The 17113-nt window shown below is 44.2% G+C and carries 12 protein-coding genes and 1 pseudogene; all 13 read right to left on the minus strand.

All coding sequences use genetic code 11. The features are described 5' to 3' along the window. Nucleotides 1-6 precede the first annotated feature (6 nt). On the minus strand, nucleotides 7-801 hold the full coding sequence (locus GGQ95_RS00630; RefSeq protein WP_183186222.1) for a Nif3-like dinuclear metal center hexameric protein: 795 nt from the start codon (nucleotides 799-801) through the stop codon (nucleotides 7-9). 287 nt (nucleotides 802-1088) lie between these two features. Further along, complete coding sequence (locus tag GGQ95_RS00635; protein ID WP_066147642.1) at nucleotides 1089-1730, minus strand: YesL family protein; 642 nt, start codon at nucleotides 1728-1730, stop codon at nucleotides 1089-1091. A 149-nt stretch (nucleotides 1731-1879) separates the two neighbouring features. Then, on the minus strand, nucleotides 1880-2725 hold the full coding sequence (locus GGQ95_RS00640) for an SDR family oxidoreductase (RefSeq protein WP_066147639.1): 846 nt from the start codon (nucleotides 2723-2725) through the stop codon (nucleotides 1880-1882). Further along, nucleotides 2701-3816, minus strand: coding sequence for a mannonate dehydratase (uxuA, locus tag GGQ95_RS00645; protein WP_066147638.1), 1116 nt, complete (start codon nucleotides 3814-3816; stop codon nucleotides 2701-2703). Before uxuA ends, GGQ95_RS00640 begins: the two co-directional genes overlap by 25 nt. 17 nt (nucleotides 3817-3833) lie before the next feature. Further along, nucleotides 3834-5237: a glucuronate isomerase gene (gene uxaC, locus GGQ95_RS00650; protein ID WP_183186223.1), complete on the minus strand. Its 1404-nt coding sequence runs from the start codon at nucleotides 5235-5237 to the stop codon at nucleotides 3834-3836. A gap of 28 nt (nucleotides 5238-5265) precedes the next feature. Further along, nucleotides 5266-5967, minus strand: a complete 702-nt coding sequence (locus GGQ95_RS00655) for a GntR family transcriptional regulator (RefSeq protein ID WP_369815498.1) — start codon at nucleotides 5965-5967, stop codon at nucleotides 5266-5268. A 357-nt stretch (nucleotides 5968-6324) separates the two neighbouring features. Further along, on the minus strand, nucleotides 6325-7833 hold the full coding sequence (locus GGQ95_RS00660) for a GH39 family glycosyl hydrolase (RefSeq protein WP_183186224.1): 1509 nt from the start codon (nucleotides 7831-7833) through the stop codon (nucleotides 6325-6327). A 21-nt stretch (nucleotides 7834-7854) separates the two neighbouring features. Then, nucleotides 7855-9909 carry an alpha-glucuronidase family glycosyl hydrolase gene (locus tag GGQ95_RS00665; protein ID WP_066147627.1) on the minus strand — a complete coding sequence of 685 codons (2055 nt, stop codon included), beginning with the start codon at nucleotides 9907-9909 and terminating at the stop codon, nucleotides 7855-7857. Between the two features lie 16 nt (nucleotides 9910-9925). Next, nucleotides 9926-10816 carry a carbohydrate ABC transporter permease gene (locus GGQ95_RS00670; RefSeq protein ID WP_066147626.1) on the minus strand — a complete coding sequence of 297 codons (891 nt, stop codon included), beginning with the start codon at nucleotides 10814-10816 and terminating at the stop codon, nucleotides 9926-9928. A gap of 13 nt (nucleotides 10817-10829) precedes the next feature. Further along, entirely contained in the window at nucleotides 10830-11777 is a 948-nt protein-coding gene (locus tag GGQ95_RS00675) for an ABC transporter permease (RefSeq protein ID WP_183186225.1), read from the minus strand. Between the two features lie 128 nt (nucleotides 11778-11905). Then, nucleotides 11906-13549 (minus strand): extracellular solute-binding protein, encoded by a 1644-nt coding sequence (locus GGQ95_RS00680; protein WP_066147622.1) that lies wholly within the window; start codon nucleotides 13547-13549, stop codon nucleotides 11906-11908. A gap of 378 nt (nucleotides 13550-13927) precedes the next feature. Then, nucleotides 13928-14946 (minus strand): annotated as a pseudogene (locus tag GGQ95_RS00685) (endo-1,4-beta-xylanase). After that, nucleotides 14943-17066, minus strand: coding sequence for a glycoside hydrolase family 52 protein (locus GGQ95_RS00690; protein WP_183186226.1), 2124 nt, complete (start codon nucleotides 17064-17066; stop codon nucleotides 14943-14945). The pseudogene GGQ95_RS00685 and the gene GGQ95_RS00690 overlap by 4 nt, the downstream one beginning before the upstream one ends. Nucleotides 17067-17113 lie beyond the last annotated feature (47 nt).

The following is a 17113-nucleotide window of genomic DNA, read 5'->3' on the forward strand; positions in this document are numbered from 1 at the left end:
CTTCAACTAAACCACCTGAAATATCGGTTTTTCAGAAATAAAGCAAATGGGTATATTTGGAAATATTACTTTCAACCATTCAGCCAGATACTTCATGCCTGGCTCTTCACTTTCTGCGTGCCCAAGTACAATCAAAGCCTTTTGTCTCCCTAGGTGCACAGCATCCCGAACGTATTCTGGAGTTTCCCATTCTGGACCTTCTCCATAAATAATTAAGTCAAGACCCTCTTTTTCAAACAGCGGGATAGATAAAGCCCCTCCACCTCGATACCCGGCCAATAGCCCGATGCGGGTGCATGGGGCTGATAAATCCCCAGAGACACGTACAAATGGAATACCTAGCCTTCTTTTCACGTACTCGGCAATTTCTTTTACAGTCATTTTCGGAATGATCAAAATGGTGGCGGCTGGTTGATGCTCAGAAACATACGCTTCCCATTCCAAAGCGCGGACTAACCCAACCATAATACCATCCGGCTGATATCGGTGCCAGTAATCATGAAATCGATAGATCGCAACACGAGATTCATGGATCAGGAGACGTTTTTCATCATATACAGGGTCATTTTTCAATATTTCTGTATTGTGTGTGTGGCTATAAAATAGCCCTTCATGAGTAATGAGAAGATTTGCCCCCATTTTAACCACCTGTTGAATGACATGACAAGTAGGCATAAAACTCGTCGCGATCCCCTTGATTTTCATGTTTGGATCGCCATGCACAAGGGTATCCACCGCATTTGGAATTTCCCCTATCGGTTCCATCAGTTTATCCAACACATTCTGGACAGTTAGCGTCATGGCTCTATTCCTTTCCTAGCAGTCTATTTACAATCATTTATTGATTCAAACCTACAATTTCTGTAAATTTTTTCCTAACCCTCAAACATAAGCATCTCACCGACAACTACTAACACAAGTATAGATTGAAGAAAATCTTAGTTCGTTTATCATCTAAACTAACATCGTGCTGAATCTAGGTCCCAAGTATCATGATCTAAACCCGCCCCTTGAACCGTTATCGACCATACTCAACAGCTTAAAGGCTGCAAAGCAATCTTTTGCGACAGCCTTCTTTGCTGATCTATTTATTTTTCCTGTTGCCACGCCGCTTGTTTTTCCTCCATTTTGCGGAATGTCCACAAAGCGCTGCCCATCACAATAAGTGAAAATAGACTAATGCTGAAAAACGGAATAAGCCCTGGGATCGACATAAAAACGATGAGCAATAGCCCTAGGCTGATCAGCATGACAAGAGTCATAAACGGATTAGTCATTCCAATCAGAAAGGAGTACTTAATATACTGCCAAAAGCGCAGCTCATAATGCACATAAATCGGGAACACATATAACAATGTCACGACGTAAAAGATAGAAACAATCAACAAAGCGACGGAAAAAGGCAACTGCCACGCTGCTGAAACCTGGGCGATATATAACATGTCGATATAGATCATATACGCTACAACCATAAGTAAAAGCCCCATTCGATTCGCCCGCAAAAACTCCTTTTTGTATGTTTGAATAAACGTTTTAAACACAGGAACAGAATCATCATGAAATAAAAGCCACTTCCGCACAATCGTAAACAATGCCACCGTCGCCGGGGCGATACCGAACACGATGGCTCCGAGTGCCGTAAAAAGCAGCCACAAAATATTGATATACGCAAGTCTTGTAATCCACTCGCAAATACGGTACAGCTTCCCATCTAAAAGACCGGAACGCATGACGACTCCTCCACCTTTGTTCTTGCTTTCTGTTGAAACTAGTATACCACACTCCAAAAAGAGAAAGGAGGAGCTTCCTGACTCTCCCTTTCTATTATCCTATTTACCAATCAAATTTCGCTCCTAGTGCAGGATAGGCAAAAGCAGATTCATACTCCTGAATAGGCCAAAAAGCCGCCATCGACCGGGACGGTAATTCCAGTGACAAAACCGCTCGTGCGTTCATCGACCAACCAAAGCAGCGTTCCCAACAAATCTTCCGGGTTTCCTAGCCGTCGCATCGGGGTATGGGATAAAATTTTCTCCGTGCGTTCGGTATAGGACCCGTCCGGATGTTTCAAAAGACGCTCGTTTTGCTTCGTCAAAAAGAATCCGGGGGCAATGGCATTGACGCGAATTCCAGCTTCAGCAACATGCACTGCCAGCCATTTCGTAAAATTTTCAATTCCGGCTTTCGCCGCGCTGTATGCCGGCACCTTCGTCATCGGCCGCGGTGCGCTCATAGAAGAGATATTAATAATTGTGCCTCCTTTTCCGACCATTTGCTTCAGAAATATTTGCGTCGGAATCACCGTGCCAAGAATATTTAAATCGAACACATACTTAAATCCATCGGCCGTTAAATCAAAAAATGTTAGGATGTTCTGGTTCTCGATGTCTTGCCGTTCCAACATCTCTTTTGTTGTGATGCCTTGTGGATGATTGCCGCCCGCTCCATTAATGAGAACATCGCACGGTCCATAGACAGACAATATCGTTTCCGCCGCCTGTTTGACACTATCAATATCCAATACATTGCATGAAACAGCCAGCGCCTCTCCACCTTGCTCGGCAATGTCCTGCTGCACCTTTTCCGCCTTTTCCATCGTCCGATTTAAAATTGCGACTTTCATTCCTTGACGGGCCAGCTCTTTTGCCATGCAGCTGCACAGCACTCCGCCGCCTCCTGTTACAACTGCCACTTTTCCTTTTAAATTTGGATGGATGGGGAGCATACGCTTTCTCCTTCCTGTTTTCTCTTTTCATTCTCCAGACTGTCCCAAACGCCCCAAAGATACATAATGCCAAGTGCCCGATCATACATTCCATAGCCGGGCCGCGCTTTTTCATTCCAAATCATCCGTCCGTGATCCGGCCGGATATACCCTTGGAAATTCGCCTCGTGCAGCGCCTTGACAATTTCACAGATATTCAGTGAACCGTCGCAGCTGCGATGAGATGTTTCTTCAAAATTACCATTCTCGTAAACTTGAACATTGCGGACATGGGCAAATGGAACCCTCCCCATGGCCAGAAAATGCCGGAAGATTTGCGGAATGTCATTGTTTGGGTTGGCCCCCAGCGAACCGGAACATAACGTCAGTCCATTGGCTGGACTTTCAACCATGTTGACGATTTTCTCTAAATTTTCTTGATTCGTTACAATCCGCGGCAGCCCGAATACCGACCAAGGCGGGTCATCAGGGTGCAACGCCATTTGAATGCCGCATTCCTCAGCGACTGGAATAATTTGTTCTAAAAAATAGTGCAAATGGTCAAACAAATCGTCTTCTGTCACCCCTTTGTACAACTCAAAAAGACGTTTGATCGTCTTCAACCGTTCCGGTTCCCAGCCGGGCAGCAAAAAGCCGTTTGCTTCGTTTTCAACGCTCCGTACCATTTCTTCCGGGTCAATTTGTTCAATTTTTTCTTTTTCATAGGCAAGGACGGTAGAGCCATCTGGCCTCCTTTTAGCCAGATCAGAACGCGTCCAGTCGAAAATCGGCATGAAGTTGTAACAAATCACTTTTACGTTTGCCTTGGCTAAATGACGAATCGTTTGTTTGTAATTTTCAATGTACCGCTCTCGTGTCGGCAAGCCTAGCTTAATATCTTCATGGACGTTGACACTCTCAATGACTTCAAGATGAAATCCTTTTTCATGGACGTGCCGCTTTAATTCCAATATATCATCAAGAGGCCAAACCTCTCCCACCGGAATGTGGTAGAGCGCCCCAACGATTCCTTCAACCCCTGGGATTTGTCTAATATCATCCAACGAAACCGTATCATGGTCTTTTCCAAACCAGCGAAAGACCATCTTCATTCTCATCTGTCCTCCTTTCATGGTAAAGGAAAGTATTGCTTAGCATTGAAATAGCATATATCTTGAATGATTTTCCCTAATAATGCGTAATCTTGGGGAATCTCCCCTCTTTCGACCCATGAACCGATCAAGTTGCAGACAATTCTTCGAAAATATTCGTGGCGCACATAAGATAAAAAGCTTCTAGAATCGGTCAACATGCCAACAAATGTGCTTAACACCCCCACATTGGCGAGATCCTTTAAATGCGTCACAATGCCATCTTGATGATCGTTAAACCACCAAGCCGCCCCAAATTGCACTTTTCCTTTTATCACTTCTTGCTGAAAGTTGCCGATCGTTGAAGCAACGACATAGTTATAAATTGGGTTTAACGTATACACAATCGTTCTCGGCAATTGCCCTTCTTTGTCTAATGCATTTAAAAAGGCGTTCAACGGCTTCGCAAAGAGAAAATCGTTAATCGAGTCATAGCCGGTGTTGGGCCCGAGTTGTCGAAACATTTTCTCGTTTGTATTTCTAATCGAGCCGATGTGAAGCTGCATCACCCAGCCGAGTGATTGGTAGAGGCGAGCCAGAAAACATAAAGTGAATGTTTTATATTTTTCTTCTTCCTCCCCGCTGACGGCAAATCCTTCTTTTCGTTTTTGGAAAATGGCACTTGCTTCATTCCAATCGCACCAAGCATACGGCAGATACTCCAATCCGTGATCAGCCATCCGGCATCCAGCCTCGTGGAAATAGCGAACGCGGTTTTCGATAGCTTGCAACAGCTGCTCATAATGCGTGATCGAAACGCCTGCCGTTTTTCTTAATTCATCAACATAATCTAGAAAAGAGGACCGATTCAGTTCCAAAAGAGCGTCTGGCCGAAACGAAGGCACTACTTTAACAGGAAACGATAGATCTTCGGCGATTTGTTTATGGTATGATAAATCATCAAGCGGATCATCGGTTGTGCCGATCCATTCAACATTGGACTTCAGAATAAAGCCACGGGCTGAAAATCCCTCTTGTTGCAGCAACGTATTGCAATGATTCCATATTTCCCACCATGTCTGTTCGTTCAAAAGGGCATCGACCTGAAAATACCGTTTCAATTCCAAGTGTGTCCAATGATAGAGCGGATTCCCGATACAATAAGGGACCGTTCGGGCCCAAGCGCGAAATTTTTCCTCAGCCGAAGCTTTTCCAGTAATATACGGTTCCTCAACTCCTAACATCCGCATCGCTCGCCATTTGTAATGGTCCCCTTCAAGCCAAAGCTCGGTCATATCGTGAAACCGTCGGTCTTCGGCAATCTCCCTTGCGCTTAAATGGCAGTGATAATCGATGATGGGCAACGTTTTCGCATATTCATGATACAGCGCTTGTGCATGTTTGTTTTGCAGCAAAAAATGATCATGAATGAACGGCTGCACGGTTTCTCCCCTCTCTTTTCTTTGCCAGTTAAACAAAGTAGTGCGGATATTGTTTTTTCAACTGATCCTTTTCAATATCCACAAGCCGCAAATGTTCCTCCATTACTTTCCGGACTTTCTCTGCTTCTTTATCCGCAATCAATTGATAAATTTGCTTGTGATGAGAAATGATAATATCCCAGTCTAAGTCGGAAGACAATCGCAGTACGCGTAAACGATTGAAATGACTGTTTAAGCTTTGCACCATCTTCCATGAGCGCGACATGCGGCAACCATCAAAAATAAGTTGATGAAACATCTCATCAAGCTCAAAAAGTTCCAAAAAATTCCCTTTTTCCACGCACAGTTCCTGCATCATAATGTTCTTCTCAAGTTGAAACAAATGATCTTGGCGAAATCTCGTGCAAGCTAACGCCGCGACTTCTTTTTCAACCACCTCACGAATGAAACGCCCTTCTTCAACATGTTCCAGATTAATACGCGAAACGATCGTCCCACTCTGTGGAATGATATCGAGTAGCTCTTCCTGCGCCAGTTTTAAAAACGCTTCGCGTACCGGGGTGCGGCTAATATGAAGCTGCTCAGCAATTTCTTTTTCTGAAATTTTCGTTCCTGGTTCAAGCTTCAGACGCAAAATTTTTTCTTTCAGCATGTCATACAACTGATCTCGCGCTGAGCCTCTAATGGAACTTTTGATTTGCTGGCTTTGCTGGGAAGTAAACATCGTCATTGAGTTCTCCCTTTCTTCTATACTAGTATGGTAGAAACCAAACAAATGGTTTTCCTTCATTTTACTCCAATCTGTTCCACCTATCCACCTTTACCCTCCGAATGATCTGTTCTTTTTTCACTCTCCCCTCACGATCAAGACAAGTTCGTCTATTGATTCTAATCCCCGCTGAGTCGTCTCGTACATGTAACAGCTTGCCTCGTTCATCCTCCGCTTGCCGGTGTAAAGGATGCAATCGATTCTCCAATGGCGACAATGTCCATACCATCCCTCCTTTTGTTAACTGTTTTTCCCCAAAACCTCATAATCTTTACGTGCATTTAAAGATCATACGCTACGATTTTTAAACCCATAAACTTACGAATACGATGTCATTTGATTGTCATCGAGACCGGAATACGTATACGTGGCATCTTTAATTGGTTCGATTTCGATGAGCGTCACTTCATTTTTCGTCAACAGAAGAGACAAACGAGCCGCACCGTTTTCCGCCCTCAGCCGTTCAGTCGTTACTTTCGGCCGTGCCACTTGACGCAACGTCTCAATTGCTTTCCGGCTCGGAAAGCGGGGCCGGTCCATCTGCTTCCATACTCTCCACGGGTTTCCGTACTCTTCATTAACGGTTTGCCGTTTCATAAATCCATCAGTAAATGGAATGGGAATATCCAGCCGTATTTCTTTGGTCCATCCCTCGCCTTTTTCCATAACTAAATTCCAGAGCACTACCGCGACCGATCCATCTTTCCGCCTAGTCACCATCATCTCTGAGTCACGATACAGCAGTTCCTCGCCCAATGTATTAAAAAACGTAAATACATGAAACGTCGGTTTCGGAATCGCATGGAGTGCCACCAAACCGAATCCGCCGTGAAACACCGCTTTTGGTACGTCCATTTCCTCAAACACATCGCTAAACGTCCAATACGAAAACGAATCGACATAATCGCCGCCTTCACTCAAAATACGGGCGATATAGGCAGCATTGAGAGCCGTATCATGAATCGGGTTGACCGGGCTATACGACGTGTTATATTCCGTAATATGAAACGGTAAATTTGGGAACGGGGATTGGTTAATCAATTCGCGCACCGTTTTGAACTGCTCAAGCATATCTTCGGGCGGCTCAAGCTCCTGGTAGTAATATTCAAACGTTTTCTTATGCGGCGCCTTCGACGTATAGGCATGCCGACTTACAAAATCAACAGGTATATGTTTTTCGGCACAAAAATTCAAGAAATCGACAATCCATTCGTCGCTTCCCCCGCAAATAGCGGGACCTCCGACTTGCAATTGAGGATGCACACTTTTTACCGCTTGTGCCGTCACTTCATATAGCTTAAAATATTCTTGTTTGTCTGCATCCTTCCAAAAATTCACTAAATTCGGCTCATTCCATACTTCAAACGGCCATGTTCGCACTTCCTCCATCCCGTAGCGTTCAACAAAATGGGAAACGACTGCCACAATTAAATCGCGCCATTTGCCATAATCTTTCGGCGGGGTAACGTTTCCTTTCCAATAAAAAACGGTTTGCTCTCCTGAAGCGAGCGCGCTCGGCATGAACCCGAGTTCAATAAACGGGCGAATGTTCAAATCCAAATATGAATCAAGAATCCGGTCGATGTACGTAAAGTTGTAGAACGGCCTCATTTCTCCGTCTATTTCTACTTCTCGATAAATCCCGACATCATCGGAAAGCAAGCCATGGCCGCGAATATATTGAAATCCAATTTTCTCTTGGACGAGCTTCAGATGATCTAAATATTCCTTTTGTAAAGCAAGGCCGAGCCGGCCGGTGCCAACACAAAATTTCCAATTCTTCCTGAAGTTCATTCGCCGACCATCGGGCACTTTAACGACTTTCATCCTCTACGCCTCCCCTATTCATTATCGATAAATTTTCCGTCCATATTGGTCATCGATGCCTGATTTGCGATAAAAATACGTATTGATGACATCACGCCATTCCTTTGCATGTTCAATCTGAATCGCAAGCCGTTCCAATACATCCATATACCGTTTTTCGTCCATTTTCCCTTTCAGTTGCTCCCACCGTTTTTTGAGCTGTTGGGTCTGCTCTACTCCAGCAAAATGAGTGTTGTAAATATGCTGCATCACTGTTTCACCCGATTTTAAACGATAGGTATACGGAACATGGTGAAAAAACAGTAACAGCTCATCAGGACAAGTATCCAATAATTCATACATCGTCGCATTTTCCGGAAAATACTGTGCGGTATAGCCGGTTCCGGTTGCGACCGTCCGATCGACTCCGATTCCTTTGCAGTCAGCATAGTGGTACGTTCCCCAATGGGAATATTCATATCCATCCACGTTCGGTCCATAGTGGTGGCCTGGGTTCACCATCCAGCCGACGCCAAGCGGAGCGGTATAGTTTTCGTAAATGCGCCATGATTCCAAAAGCATTCCGCTAATTTGCTCAACGAGTTGCGGATCATTCCCAAATGTTTGCACAATCCATTCTTTCGCTATTTCCTCCGCAGACAAATCCGGATTCCAAGCAAGACGCCCAAATCCATATAAATTGGCTTGTGCGAGCGTATGCCCAGTCCAGTTGGGGTCATCGCCAATATTGGATACACCGACCATGCCACTATACCGATAACCGAATAAAGAGCCATCGATCACTTTTTTCACTTCTGATCCTTTCCCTTTGGCATATGTATCAAATTCAAGCACCTCTTTCCATTGAGGAACAAGAAAACATAAATGCTTTTGCTGTCCTGTATACTCTTGGGTGATTTGAACTTCTAGCATTTGGTTCGTTTTCGGCATGGCGCCGAATAAAGGGGAAACGGGTTCCCGCACTTGAAAATCCATCGGGCCGTTTTTAATTTGTAAAATAACGTTCGAATGAAACTGCCCATCCAATGGCTTAAAATGCTCATAAGCGGCTTTTGCTCGATCTGTTGTTCTGTCTCGCCAGTCCTGCTGACAGTTATAGACAAAACATCTCCAAATCACGACACCTCCGAACGGTTCCAGCGCTTCGGCCAACATATTTGCTCCATCCACATGATTGCGTCCATAGGTGAACGGACCGGGTCGGAACTCGGAGTCCGCCTTGACGACAAAACCGCCAAAATCAGGGATATAGCGATAAATTTGTTCAACAGTTTCCTTCCACCATTGCTTTACACTTGGATGAAGCGGATCGGCGGTCGAAAGCCCACCGATTTCAATCGGACTCGCATAGTTAATGCTTAAGAACGTTTGAATGCCGTATATCCGGAAGATATCCGCCACTTCCGCCACTTCAGGTAAAAACTCTTCCGTGATCAAATTCGTTTCTGTTTGATGAACGTTTACATTATTGATCGAAAGCGCATTAATGCCTATGGAAGCAAGCAGCCGCGCATAATCTTTAATCCGTTGCTTTTGTTTGACAAACTGGCCGTCAGCAAAGAAAATCGATCGTCCCGCATACCCGCGCTCAATACTTCCATCCATATTATCCCAGTGATTGATCATGCGCAATTGATTTCTCGGCTGTTCTACGATTGACAAATGGTAAACATCTTCCTTCATCTCAAGCAAGCGAAGGAAGTGAAACACACCGTATAGCGTTCCTTTCTCTGTCTTCCCGGCAATGTAGATGTACGGTTGCCCATCGTGAACATAAGAATAAATAACATAGCCGTCCGGATCATAAACTGCCGTAGCGTCACGATCCGGCCATTGCTCCTTTATCTCATCATCATCAAGCGTTCCGAGCCAAATAAAACTCGTTTGTCCAGCTTCCGCCGTTACTTGCGGCTCGATGCCAAACATCGATGCCATTCCGACCTTTAGCTCTTCCACTGCCGCGCGGAAAACCGAGGACTCCCCTTTGGCTACAATCGTTTTAACCAATAATGGACTGTCTTGATATTTATCATTTTTCTCATATCGCAGCCAGCAAGATTCATATTCTTTCGTCATGTCCGCCTATCTCCTCTCATTCTTTTTCTGCCCCTAATACAATCCCCTTAACGAAAAACCTTTGCACAAATGGATAGACGACCAGCATCGGCAACGCCGCAATAAAAATTTGCGCTGCTTTCACCGTCCGTTCAGACAAATTTTTCATTGTTTCGGCATCGACACTCATTTTCGTAAAGTCTTGTTGAACAATGATTGTTTGCAAGAAAGTGGATAACGGATAATGTTTAACATCAGACATGTAAATCATCCCATCAAACCATGAATTCCAATGAAACACCATTGTAAAAAGCGAAATCGTCGCAATAGCTGGAATAGAGATCGGCAAATAAATTTTCCAAAAAATCGTAAAATGATTAGCCCCATCCATCAAAGCGGCTTCTTCAAGCGATTTCGGCACCGATGTCCGGAAAAAGTTAACAAGCAAAATTAAGTTGAATGAACTGACCGCCGATGGCAAAATCAACGCCCAAATGGTATCCATCAATCCAAGTTTCGTCACGACCATATAAGTTGGCACAAGGCCGCCGTGAAACAGCATAGTAAAAACGAAAAACCACATATAAATTTTCCGACCATGAAATGCTTTGTCACTTTTGGATAATGGATAAGCCGCACACAACATGACTGCCATAGAAATGACAGTTCCTAATATAACCCGCAAAAACGAATTCCAGAGCGAGCGCAAAAAGTTTTCATTTCCAATCGTTTTTTCGTACGCATCAATTGTAAAATCGACCGGCCACAGCCCGACAAGATTGGCGGTCGCCGCCGCGCTTCCGCTAAAAGAAACGGCTAAAATATGAATCAACGGCAAAATACAAAGCAACGCAATGACGGTTAAAAGAACATAGTTAAAAATGGCAAATATTTTATAGGACAAACTTTTTTGATAATGATGATGCATATCCTCCCCTCCCTTAAAAGATTTTATAATTGGCATATTTATAAGCGAGTCGATATCCCGTTACCACTAACATAAAGCTGATAATAGATTTAAATAACCCAACGGCGGTCGCATAACTGAAGTCTCCATTTAAAAGACCAACGCGATAAACGTACGTATCAATAATATCGCCCGTTTTATAAACAAGCGGATTGTACAAGTTTAAAATTTGGTCAAACCCGGCATTTAAAATATTTCCTAACGATAATGTTCCGACAACGATGATAATCGGCAGCATGGAAGGCAGCGTAATGTAAATGGTTTGCTGCCAGCGATTCGCACCATCAACGATCGCGGCTTCATACAACGATGGATTGATTGAAGTAAGGGCGGCTAAAAACACGATCGTGTTAAATCCGCATTCTTTCCATACATCCGTCACAACAACGACCGTACGAAACCAATCGTTGTCACCGAGAAAAAAAATAGAATCCATTCCAAATAAAGATAACATGCGATTGACCATTCCTCCTTCAGGAGAAAGCATGTCAATCAAAATCCCGCCTAAAATTACCCAGGATAAAAAGTGCGGCAAATACACGATCGTCTGGACAGTCCGTTTAAACTTCACCACGTATATTTCGTTAAGGAGCAAAGCAAACGCAAGCGGCACTCCGAGATTAAAAATGATTTTCAATGTGGAAATAACAAATGTATTCCATATAACTTGACGCGCATCTTCATATTCAAACATCGTTTTAAAATGTTCAAGACCGACCCATGGCGAGTGCAAAAAGCCAAGCCACGGCTCATAATCCTGAAACGCCATAACGAGTCCGACCATTGGAATGTATTGAAAAATAAACACAATGACAATGGCGGGAAGCAGCATCGCATGCAGCTGCCATGTCCCCCTCCATTTTCGTTGTTTCCTTACTTCAACTGCCGCTGTTTGTCCTTTTAAATCCACTGCCGGTTGCATGGTTTCCTCCTCCTTTCATCTGATCAAAAACATTTTTGCAGAATCGGTTCATACTAAAAAATAGGTGCAGACATTGATTGTGATTTCAAACATTCCAACCATGTCCGCACCGTCACATCCATTCCGCTTTACTTTTCCCCTTTCACCGATTGATACCACTCATTTACTTCTTTTGTCATTTCTTTACCGCCAGACTCTTCCCACTTTTTCACAAACTCGTCAAATGCACTGAGCGGCGCTCGACCATAAATGATGTTGGCGAACGTTTCCCGCTCCATTTTCGTCAAGAATTCCGAACGTTTTTGCATCGTTTTTGTTGGCGGTCCAGTAAACTCATTTTCAATACGGTATTGGTTTTGCTCATTGACGATGGTAGCCGCTTTCATAAAGGAATCGCCTAGGGAGACAATCCGTGTATACTCATAAGCGTTTTTCGGCTGGCGTTTGGTTGTATACATTTCTTCGACTAAATCGTAAAGCATATATGGGACGGTCGGAATGGCTTCAGTAATAAAATAGGTTCCTGGATCCAATCTTCCACCTGGAATTTCTTTGTCATCATAAACAGTCTTGCCGTCTTTCATGACATAGTCATAGCCTTCAGCCAATCCATATTTAAAATACTTCGAATCGTTATATACATAAGCGAAGGCTTCATCTAAGTACTCAAAAAACTTATCCATATGTTTAAAATCTTTGCTAAATAAGAACATCCCTGTAACGAGCCCTTCACCGCGGCGTCCAATTTTTCCGTCTGGCCCACTCGGCAGCGGATATGGCTCAACCACCGCCCCTGGGTTGTTTTTTAACGCGTCTGTAATCGGCCATCCAGATGCCCATGGAGGCGCAGAGATGATACCGGATTTTCCAGCTACAAAACTTTTAATCGCTGTCTGTTCGTCTAAAATCCCAACTTCTTGATCTAAGTATCCTTTTTCATACCATTCATGTAATTTCTCTAATCCCTTTTTGATCGACGGCTGGACAGAACCATAGACTAAAGAGCCATCTTCATCTTTTGACCATGAACCAGGTTCATAATTGCCGTACGCACCAAAAATAAAACTTCCGTCAGCAAGCCATGTCGCCAAACCATTTTTACTGGCCAACGTCAAACCAATGGTATCCTTTTTGCCATTTCCGTCAGGGTCTTTATTCACAAAGGCGTCCATAATTTTTTCAAGATCTTCAATCGTTTTTGGCGGCTGCAATTCTAATTTGTCGAGCCAATCTTTGCGGATCCAAAGCAATGAATCTGAGCCGTTACCGCCAGAAAAACGCGGAATGCCGTAACGTTTTCCATCAACCGTAGCCGGGTAAAACGCTTCTGGGAACTGATTAAAAATTTCCTTCAACCTCGGAGATGCGTATTTTTCAATGGCCTCATCAATAGGCATTACTTTTCCAGAACGAATCAAATCGTTGATTAATTGTCCGTCCGACACTTTGAATACGTCGGGCAACTTCTGGCCGGACGATAGAGCGAGGCGAATCTTATTATGATATTGCTCATCGTTCGGAGCCGTCCATAGAGTTTTCCATTTAATCCCCAATTCCTTCTCTGACCATCGTGTGATCGGATTGTTATTCAAATCTTCCCCATTTCGAAATTTTGTGTCATCTTTTAGGGTACGCACAGTTGTAATGGTGACTTTTCCATCTTTCGATTCACTGGAGCCGCCTGATGAAGCTGATTCATTGTCCGTGCACCCCGCAAGCATTCCAACAGCCAATGCTGTTGCTGCTAAAGTGGCCAAAAACTTTTTTAGCATTTTTCTCCCTCCAATCCTACTTTTCTAGATCCCCCTTAACCGGAAACTACTATAAAGAAAAACGGTACCCCTCTAATTCAATCCCCCCCTTCACGACTAAAAGTAAGCGATTTCAAAATAAACTTTAACAAGCGATATTCTCTCCCTGCAGAATGTAATCATTAAAAAATTAACATTCTAGTATGTTAGTTTGGCAACAATCTTCCTTAATTACTTCCAAAAGATATAACAGCCAAACGCATAATTTCGCACTGAATGATTATTAGTAATACTAGTATACTAGTTTAATTCCGATTATAAAAGAAAGTCAATCTATATTCAATACCTACATGTCAAAATTTTTTGATTATTTTTCGTAAGAACTTTTCCTATTTTTGGTTAAATGACTGAGCACATCAAACAAAAGTCCGAAATTCCGACATTTACGACCCACCAAAAAGCCGGCTTCGGCTCGTGTCGTTCATCGAACAAAAACGGCCCATTTTTTCTTCCTTTTATCGGGAAGTTATCAAGCCATGTATCGTCGTCGGCTATTCCCCAAAACGTTACACTTTGAACCACCTCACGACATTCTTTAAATAGGGAGAAAATTTGTCCGTATCGTTCTGCCTGTTGCGCTATCGTTTCCTTGGTCGGTCTTGTCAAATCGTTCCGATGATCATGAAACTCAAACATGGAAATATCGAGTTCAATAATGTGAAAGACAACACCGAGGGACGCATATCGCAATGGCCGCGCGAATCTCATCCAGCGATGGGCGAGCCAAGCTCCAATGAGCCTGCATACCGATGCCATGAACTGGAATTCCTCTGGCGCGCAATGACTTGACAAGCGCAAAAATTTTCTCTCGTTTTTCCAGAAAACATTCATTGTAGTCATTGTAAAAAAGCCGGGCATCTGGATCGGCCTTATGTACATAAAGAAACGTTTGTTCCATAAAATCGGCCTCGATGATTTGTCGCCATTTGGATGAGCGCAACAACTCATCCCCTTCGTCGGTGACTGCTTCATTGACGACATCCCAGCCATATACTTTTCCTTTGCAACGCTGGACAACGGTTAAAATATGGGATTTCATCCGCTCAAGCAGCACATCCCGACTAACAAAACGGCCTTGGCTGTCCTGACGCACCCAATCTGGAGTTTGATCGTGCCATATAAGTGTATGCCCCCGATCCATCATCTGATAGGAATACGCAAAATCAACAATTTGATCGGCTTGTTCAAACCTTCCTTTGGCTGAAGGCGTTCACACTTCATATGATTTTCCGCTGTCATGCTGTTTACATGGGCAACCAACAGCTGTTTTTGCATTTGAATAGTCACTGGGGTTAACTGCGGCGCCGATGCGAAAATCATTCGCAAACACCTTGTGGAGGGGGGAGCAAGCAGTTCATGTTCGCTCCCCCTCCTCAAGCCATAAAATACTCGTCACGCCGCGCGGGTAATATTTGCTGCCGCTAATTTCACCGGCAATTATTTGGTCGCTCCAGCTCCAAATCGATAGCTCGGGATGTGTGAGCCATGCTACATGCGCCGCATCGGCTTTCTTTCCTAATTCATCCCATTTCCATCCTAAAAGATGCCGGGCAATAAATTGGCACAAATAGATTTTGCTGAGCCATGAATTGTTACTTGTTGATGAAATTTTCCATCCGCCATCCGGGAAGAGGCAAATTCCTTCTCGTAACACATAACGCAAATGTTTGCGCAGCGCTTGAATATATCCCCCAAAGCGGCCGTCGTCTTTTAAAGCCTCATGGCAATTCGTGAAATAAGGGAATACAAGCCCCTCGATGGCCGGAATGATTTTCGAATCATTTCCTTCTCCCATTACGGCCGGAATATACCCGTCATCGGTCACATAGCTGACGATCGTCGCCGCGCATTTTTCCGCCTGCTCCCCAGCCAGTGCGGCTCCTTCTTCCTTGCCGACATCACGGAACAATTTCTCAAGCGCTACATAGGCCGCCCAACATTTGCCCGCCAAATATAAGTTGTTGCGTGCTTGGCCAAGAGAAACGTCTAAACTATCATATGTCGTGATTTCCGCTCCCCCCATCGTACGGCTGCTATCAAGTCCCATTATTCCATTCCGCTTTTGCGGCTGGGGATGATCGCGGCGAATCATGCTTTCCAAGCATTGTTCTAAGATGGGGAGCCGCTGTTGGCGCCATGCCCAATCTTTTGTTTGCTCGATGTATACCGCGGCGCAAAGCACCCAGTTGACGAGTTGTTCGTGCGTCATATGCGAAAAGCAGCCGCTGATTCCATATAGCTCATAAGAAGAATACTGGGGACGGGAAAACGTATTGGCCACTCCCATATCATGAGTGAAGCTGATGCCTCCCGGATATTCTGTTTCCTCTCCCGGAAAGCGGACACGATCCTCATAGCTATACCGTTCAACATATAAATCAAGCACATTTTTAACTGTCCACGGATTCATTTTCAACTCAAAAAACAGCTGATCAACGGTTAAATCAAAGGTATTCATCATGCGATATTCGCCTTCATTGACAACCCAAATCGGCTTCCCTTCATGCTCAAGCAGCTGGGTGTTGCCGTAATAACTTCGAATGGCATGAGCCATCATAAATTTTTGATCGTCGGAGAGCCATGCTTTTTCAATGAGCTCGTTCGAACGGAACGACTGTTCTTTCAACACCTCCACCTGCTCTAACGCATAAAGGCCCACTTCTTCGATATTGTTGAAAAAACGGGTATAGAAATAAGAAGCATCCATTCCCACCGTTGCATAACCGCCACGGTAGAAACAAACGGCAAATTGATATGTTTTCTTCTCCCCAGCTGGCACATCCGCAATTAATGCGCCGATTTTCCCAAGTCCGAACGTCCAGTTTTCTTCGAGCGGAGTCGTCAAAATATCCTCCATACTAAAATGCAAAGCAGAGCGGACGCCTTCATCTTTTGATACAATCCCAACAATCCGGCCTTGGCCAATCCCGCACAGCTCTTGGCACGTTTCATCGATTCGTCTCATCGACGTATACGGATCGGTGCCTTCAAATCCGAAAAATGCCCGTCGCGCTTTTGTTCCGTTTGTATTGTCAATCGTCATCTCGACGATAACGGCTGGGACTAACGCCAGCTTCAGCTCTTCAGCGGTCGCCGTTTTTGGATCCGGCACCGCTTTCACCGGAGAATAAATCGTAAACGTTAAATCTTCCGCTTTCCATGTATCGGTCGCAACACGAAATTCCCGTTCGATGGCCTCTTTGGCAAACGGAAGGAGAATGTTCGGCTTTTGCGGATTCGGATCCGGATTTTCAATATCATATCGTTTGCTTTCATCTTCTCCTGACATTTCTAAAAAGGGAAGGACATGATACAAGCCCGGTTTACTTAACGATTCTATCCCAATCCATACGTTTTGCCGCGGCGGTCGGCCGAGTTCAAGATCCAAGCCCCCGTTCTTTCCTGGAAATCCCAACGTAAAGCTGGCAAACGCTCCAACGGGCGAATGATGGGCGTTAAAAAATATATTTTTAGGCATTGAGCATTATCTCCTTTCTCCCCTAAATGACCTTAAAGCTCGAATGT

The organism is Anoxybacteroides rupiense (assembly GCF_014196195.1).
Lineage (GTDB): Bacteria > Bacillota > Bacilli > Bacillales > Anoxybacillaceae > Anoxybacteroides > Anoxybacteroides rupiense.

What these genes read in the sequence shown, in the direction of transcription:
- GGQ95_RS00690 (WP_183186226.1), bottom strand. Translation starts at nt 17,066, where the DNA reads ATGCCTAAAAATATATTTTTTAACGCCCATCATTCGCCCGTTGGAGCG.
- GGQ95_RS00655 (WP_369815498.1), bottom strand. Translation starts at nt 5,967, where the DNA reads ATGACGATGTTTACTTCCCAGCAAAGCCAGCAAATCAAAAGTTCCATT.
- GGQ95_RS00675 (WP_183186225.1), bottom strand. Translation starts at nt 11,777, where the DNA reads ATGCAACCGGCAGTGGATTTAAAAGGACAAACAGCGGCAGTTGAAGTA.
- GGQ95_RS00660 (WP_183186224.1), bottom strand. Translation starts at nt 7,833, where the DNA reads ATGAAAGTCGTTAAAGTGCCCGATGGTCGGCGAATGAACTTCAGGAAG.
- GGQ95_RS00640 (WP_066147639.1), bottom strand. Translation starts at nt 2,725, where the DNA reads ATGCTCCCCATCCATCCAAATTTAAAAGGAAAAGTGGCAGTTGTAACA.
- uxuA (WP_066147638.1), bottom strand. Translation starts at nt 3,816, where the DNA reads ATGAAGATGGTCTTTCGCTGGTTTGGAAAAGACCATGATACGGTTTCG.
- GGQ95_RS00680 (WP_066147622.1), bottom strand. Translation starts at nt 13,549, where the DNA reads ATGCTAAAAAAGTTTTTGGCCACTTTAGCAGCAACAGCATTGGCTGTT.
- GGQ95_RS00670 (WP_066147626.1), bottom strand. Translation starts at nt 10,816, where the DNA reads ATGCATCATCATTATCAAAAAAGTTTGTCCTATAAAATATTTGCCATT.
- GGQ95_RS00635 (WP_066147642.1), bottom strand. Translation starts at nt 1,730, where the DNA reads ATGCGTTCCGGTCTTTTAGATGGGAAGCTGTACCGTATTTGCGAGTGG.
- GGQ95_RS00665 (WP_066147627.1), bottom strand. Translation starts at nt 9,909, where the DNA reads ATGACGAAAGAATATGAATCTTGCTGGCTGCGATATGAGAAAAATGAT.
- GGQ95_RS00630 (WP_183186222.1), bottom strand. Translation starts at nt 801, where the DNA reads ATGACGCTAACTGTCCAGAATGTGTTGGATAAACTGATGGAACCGATA.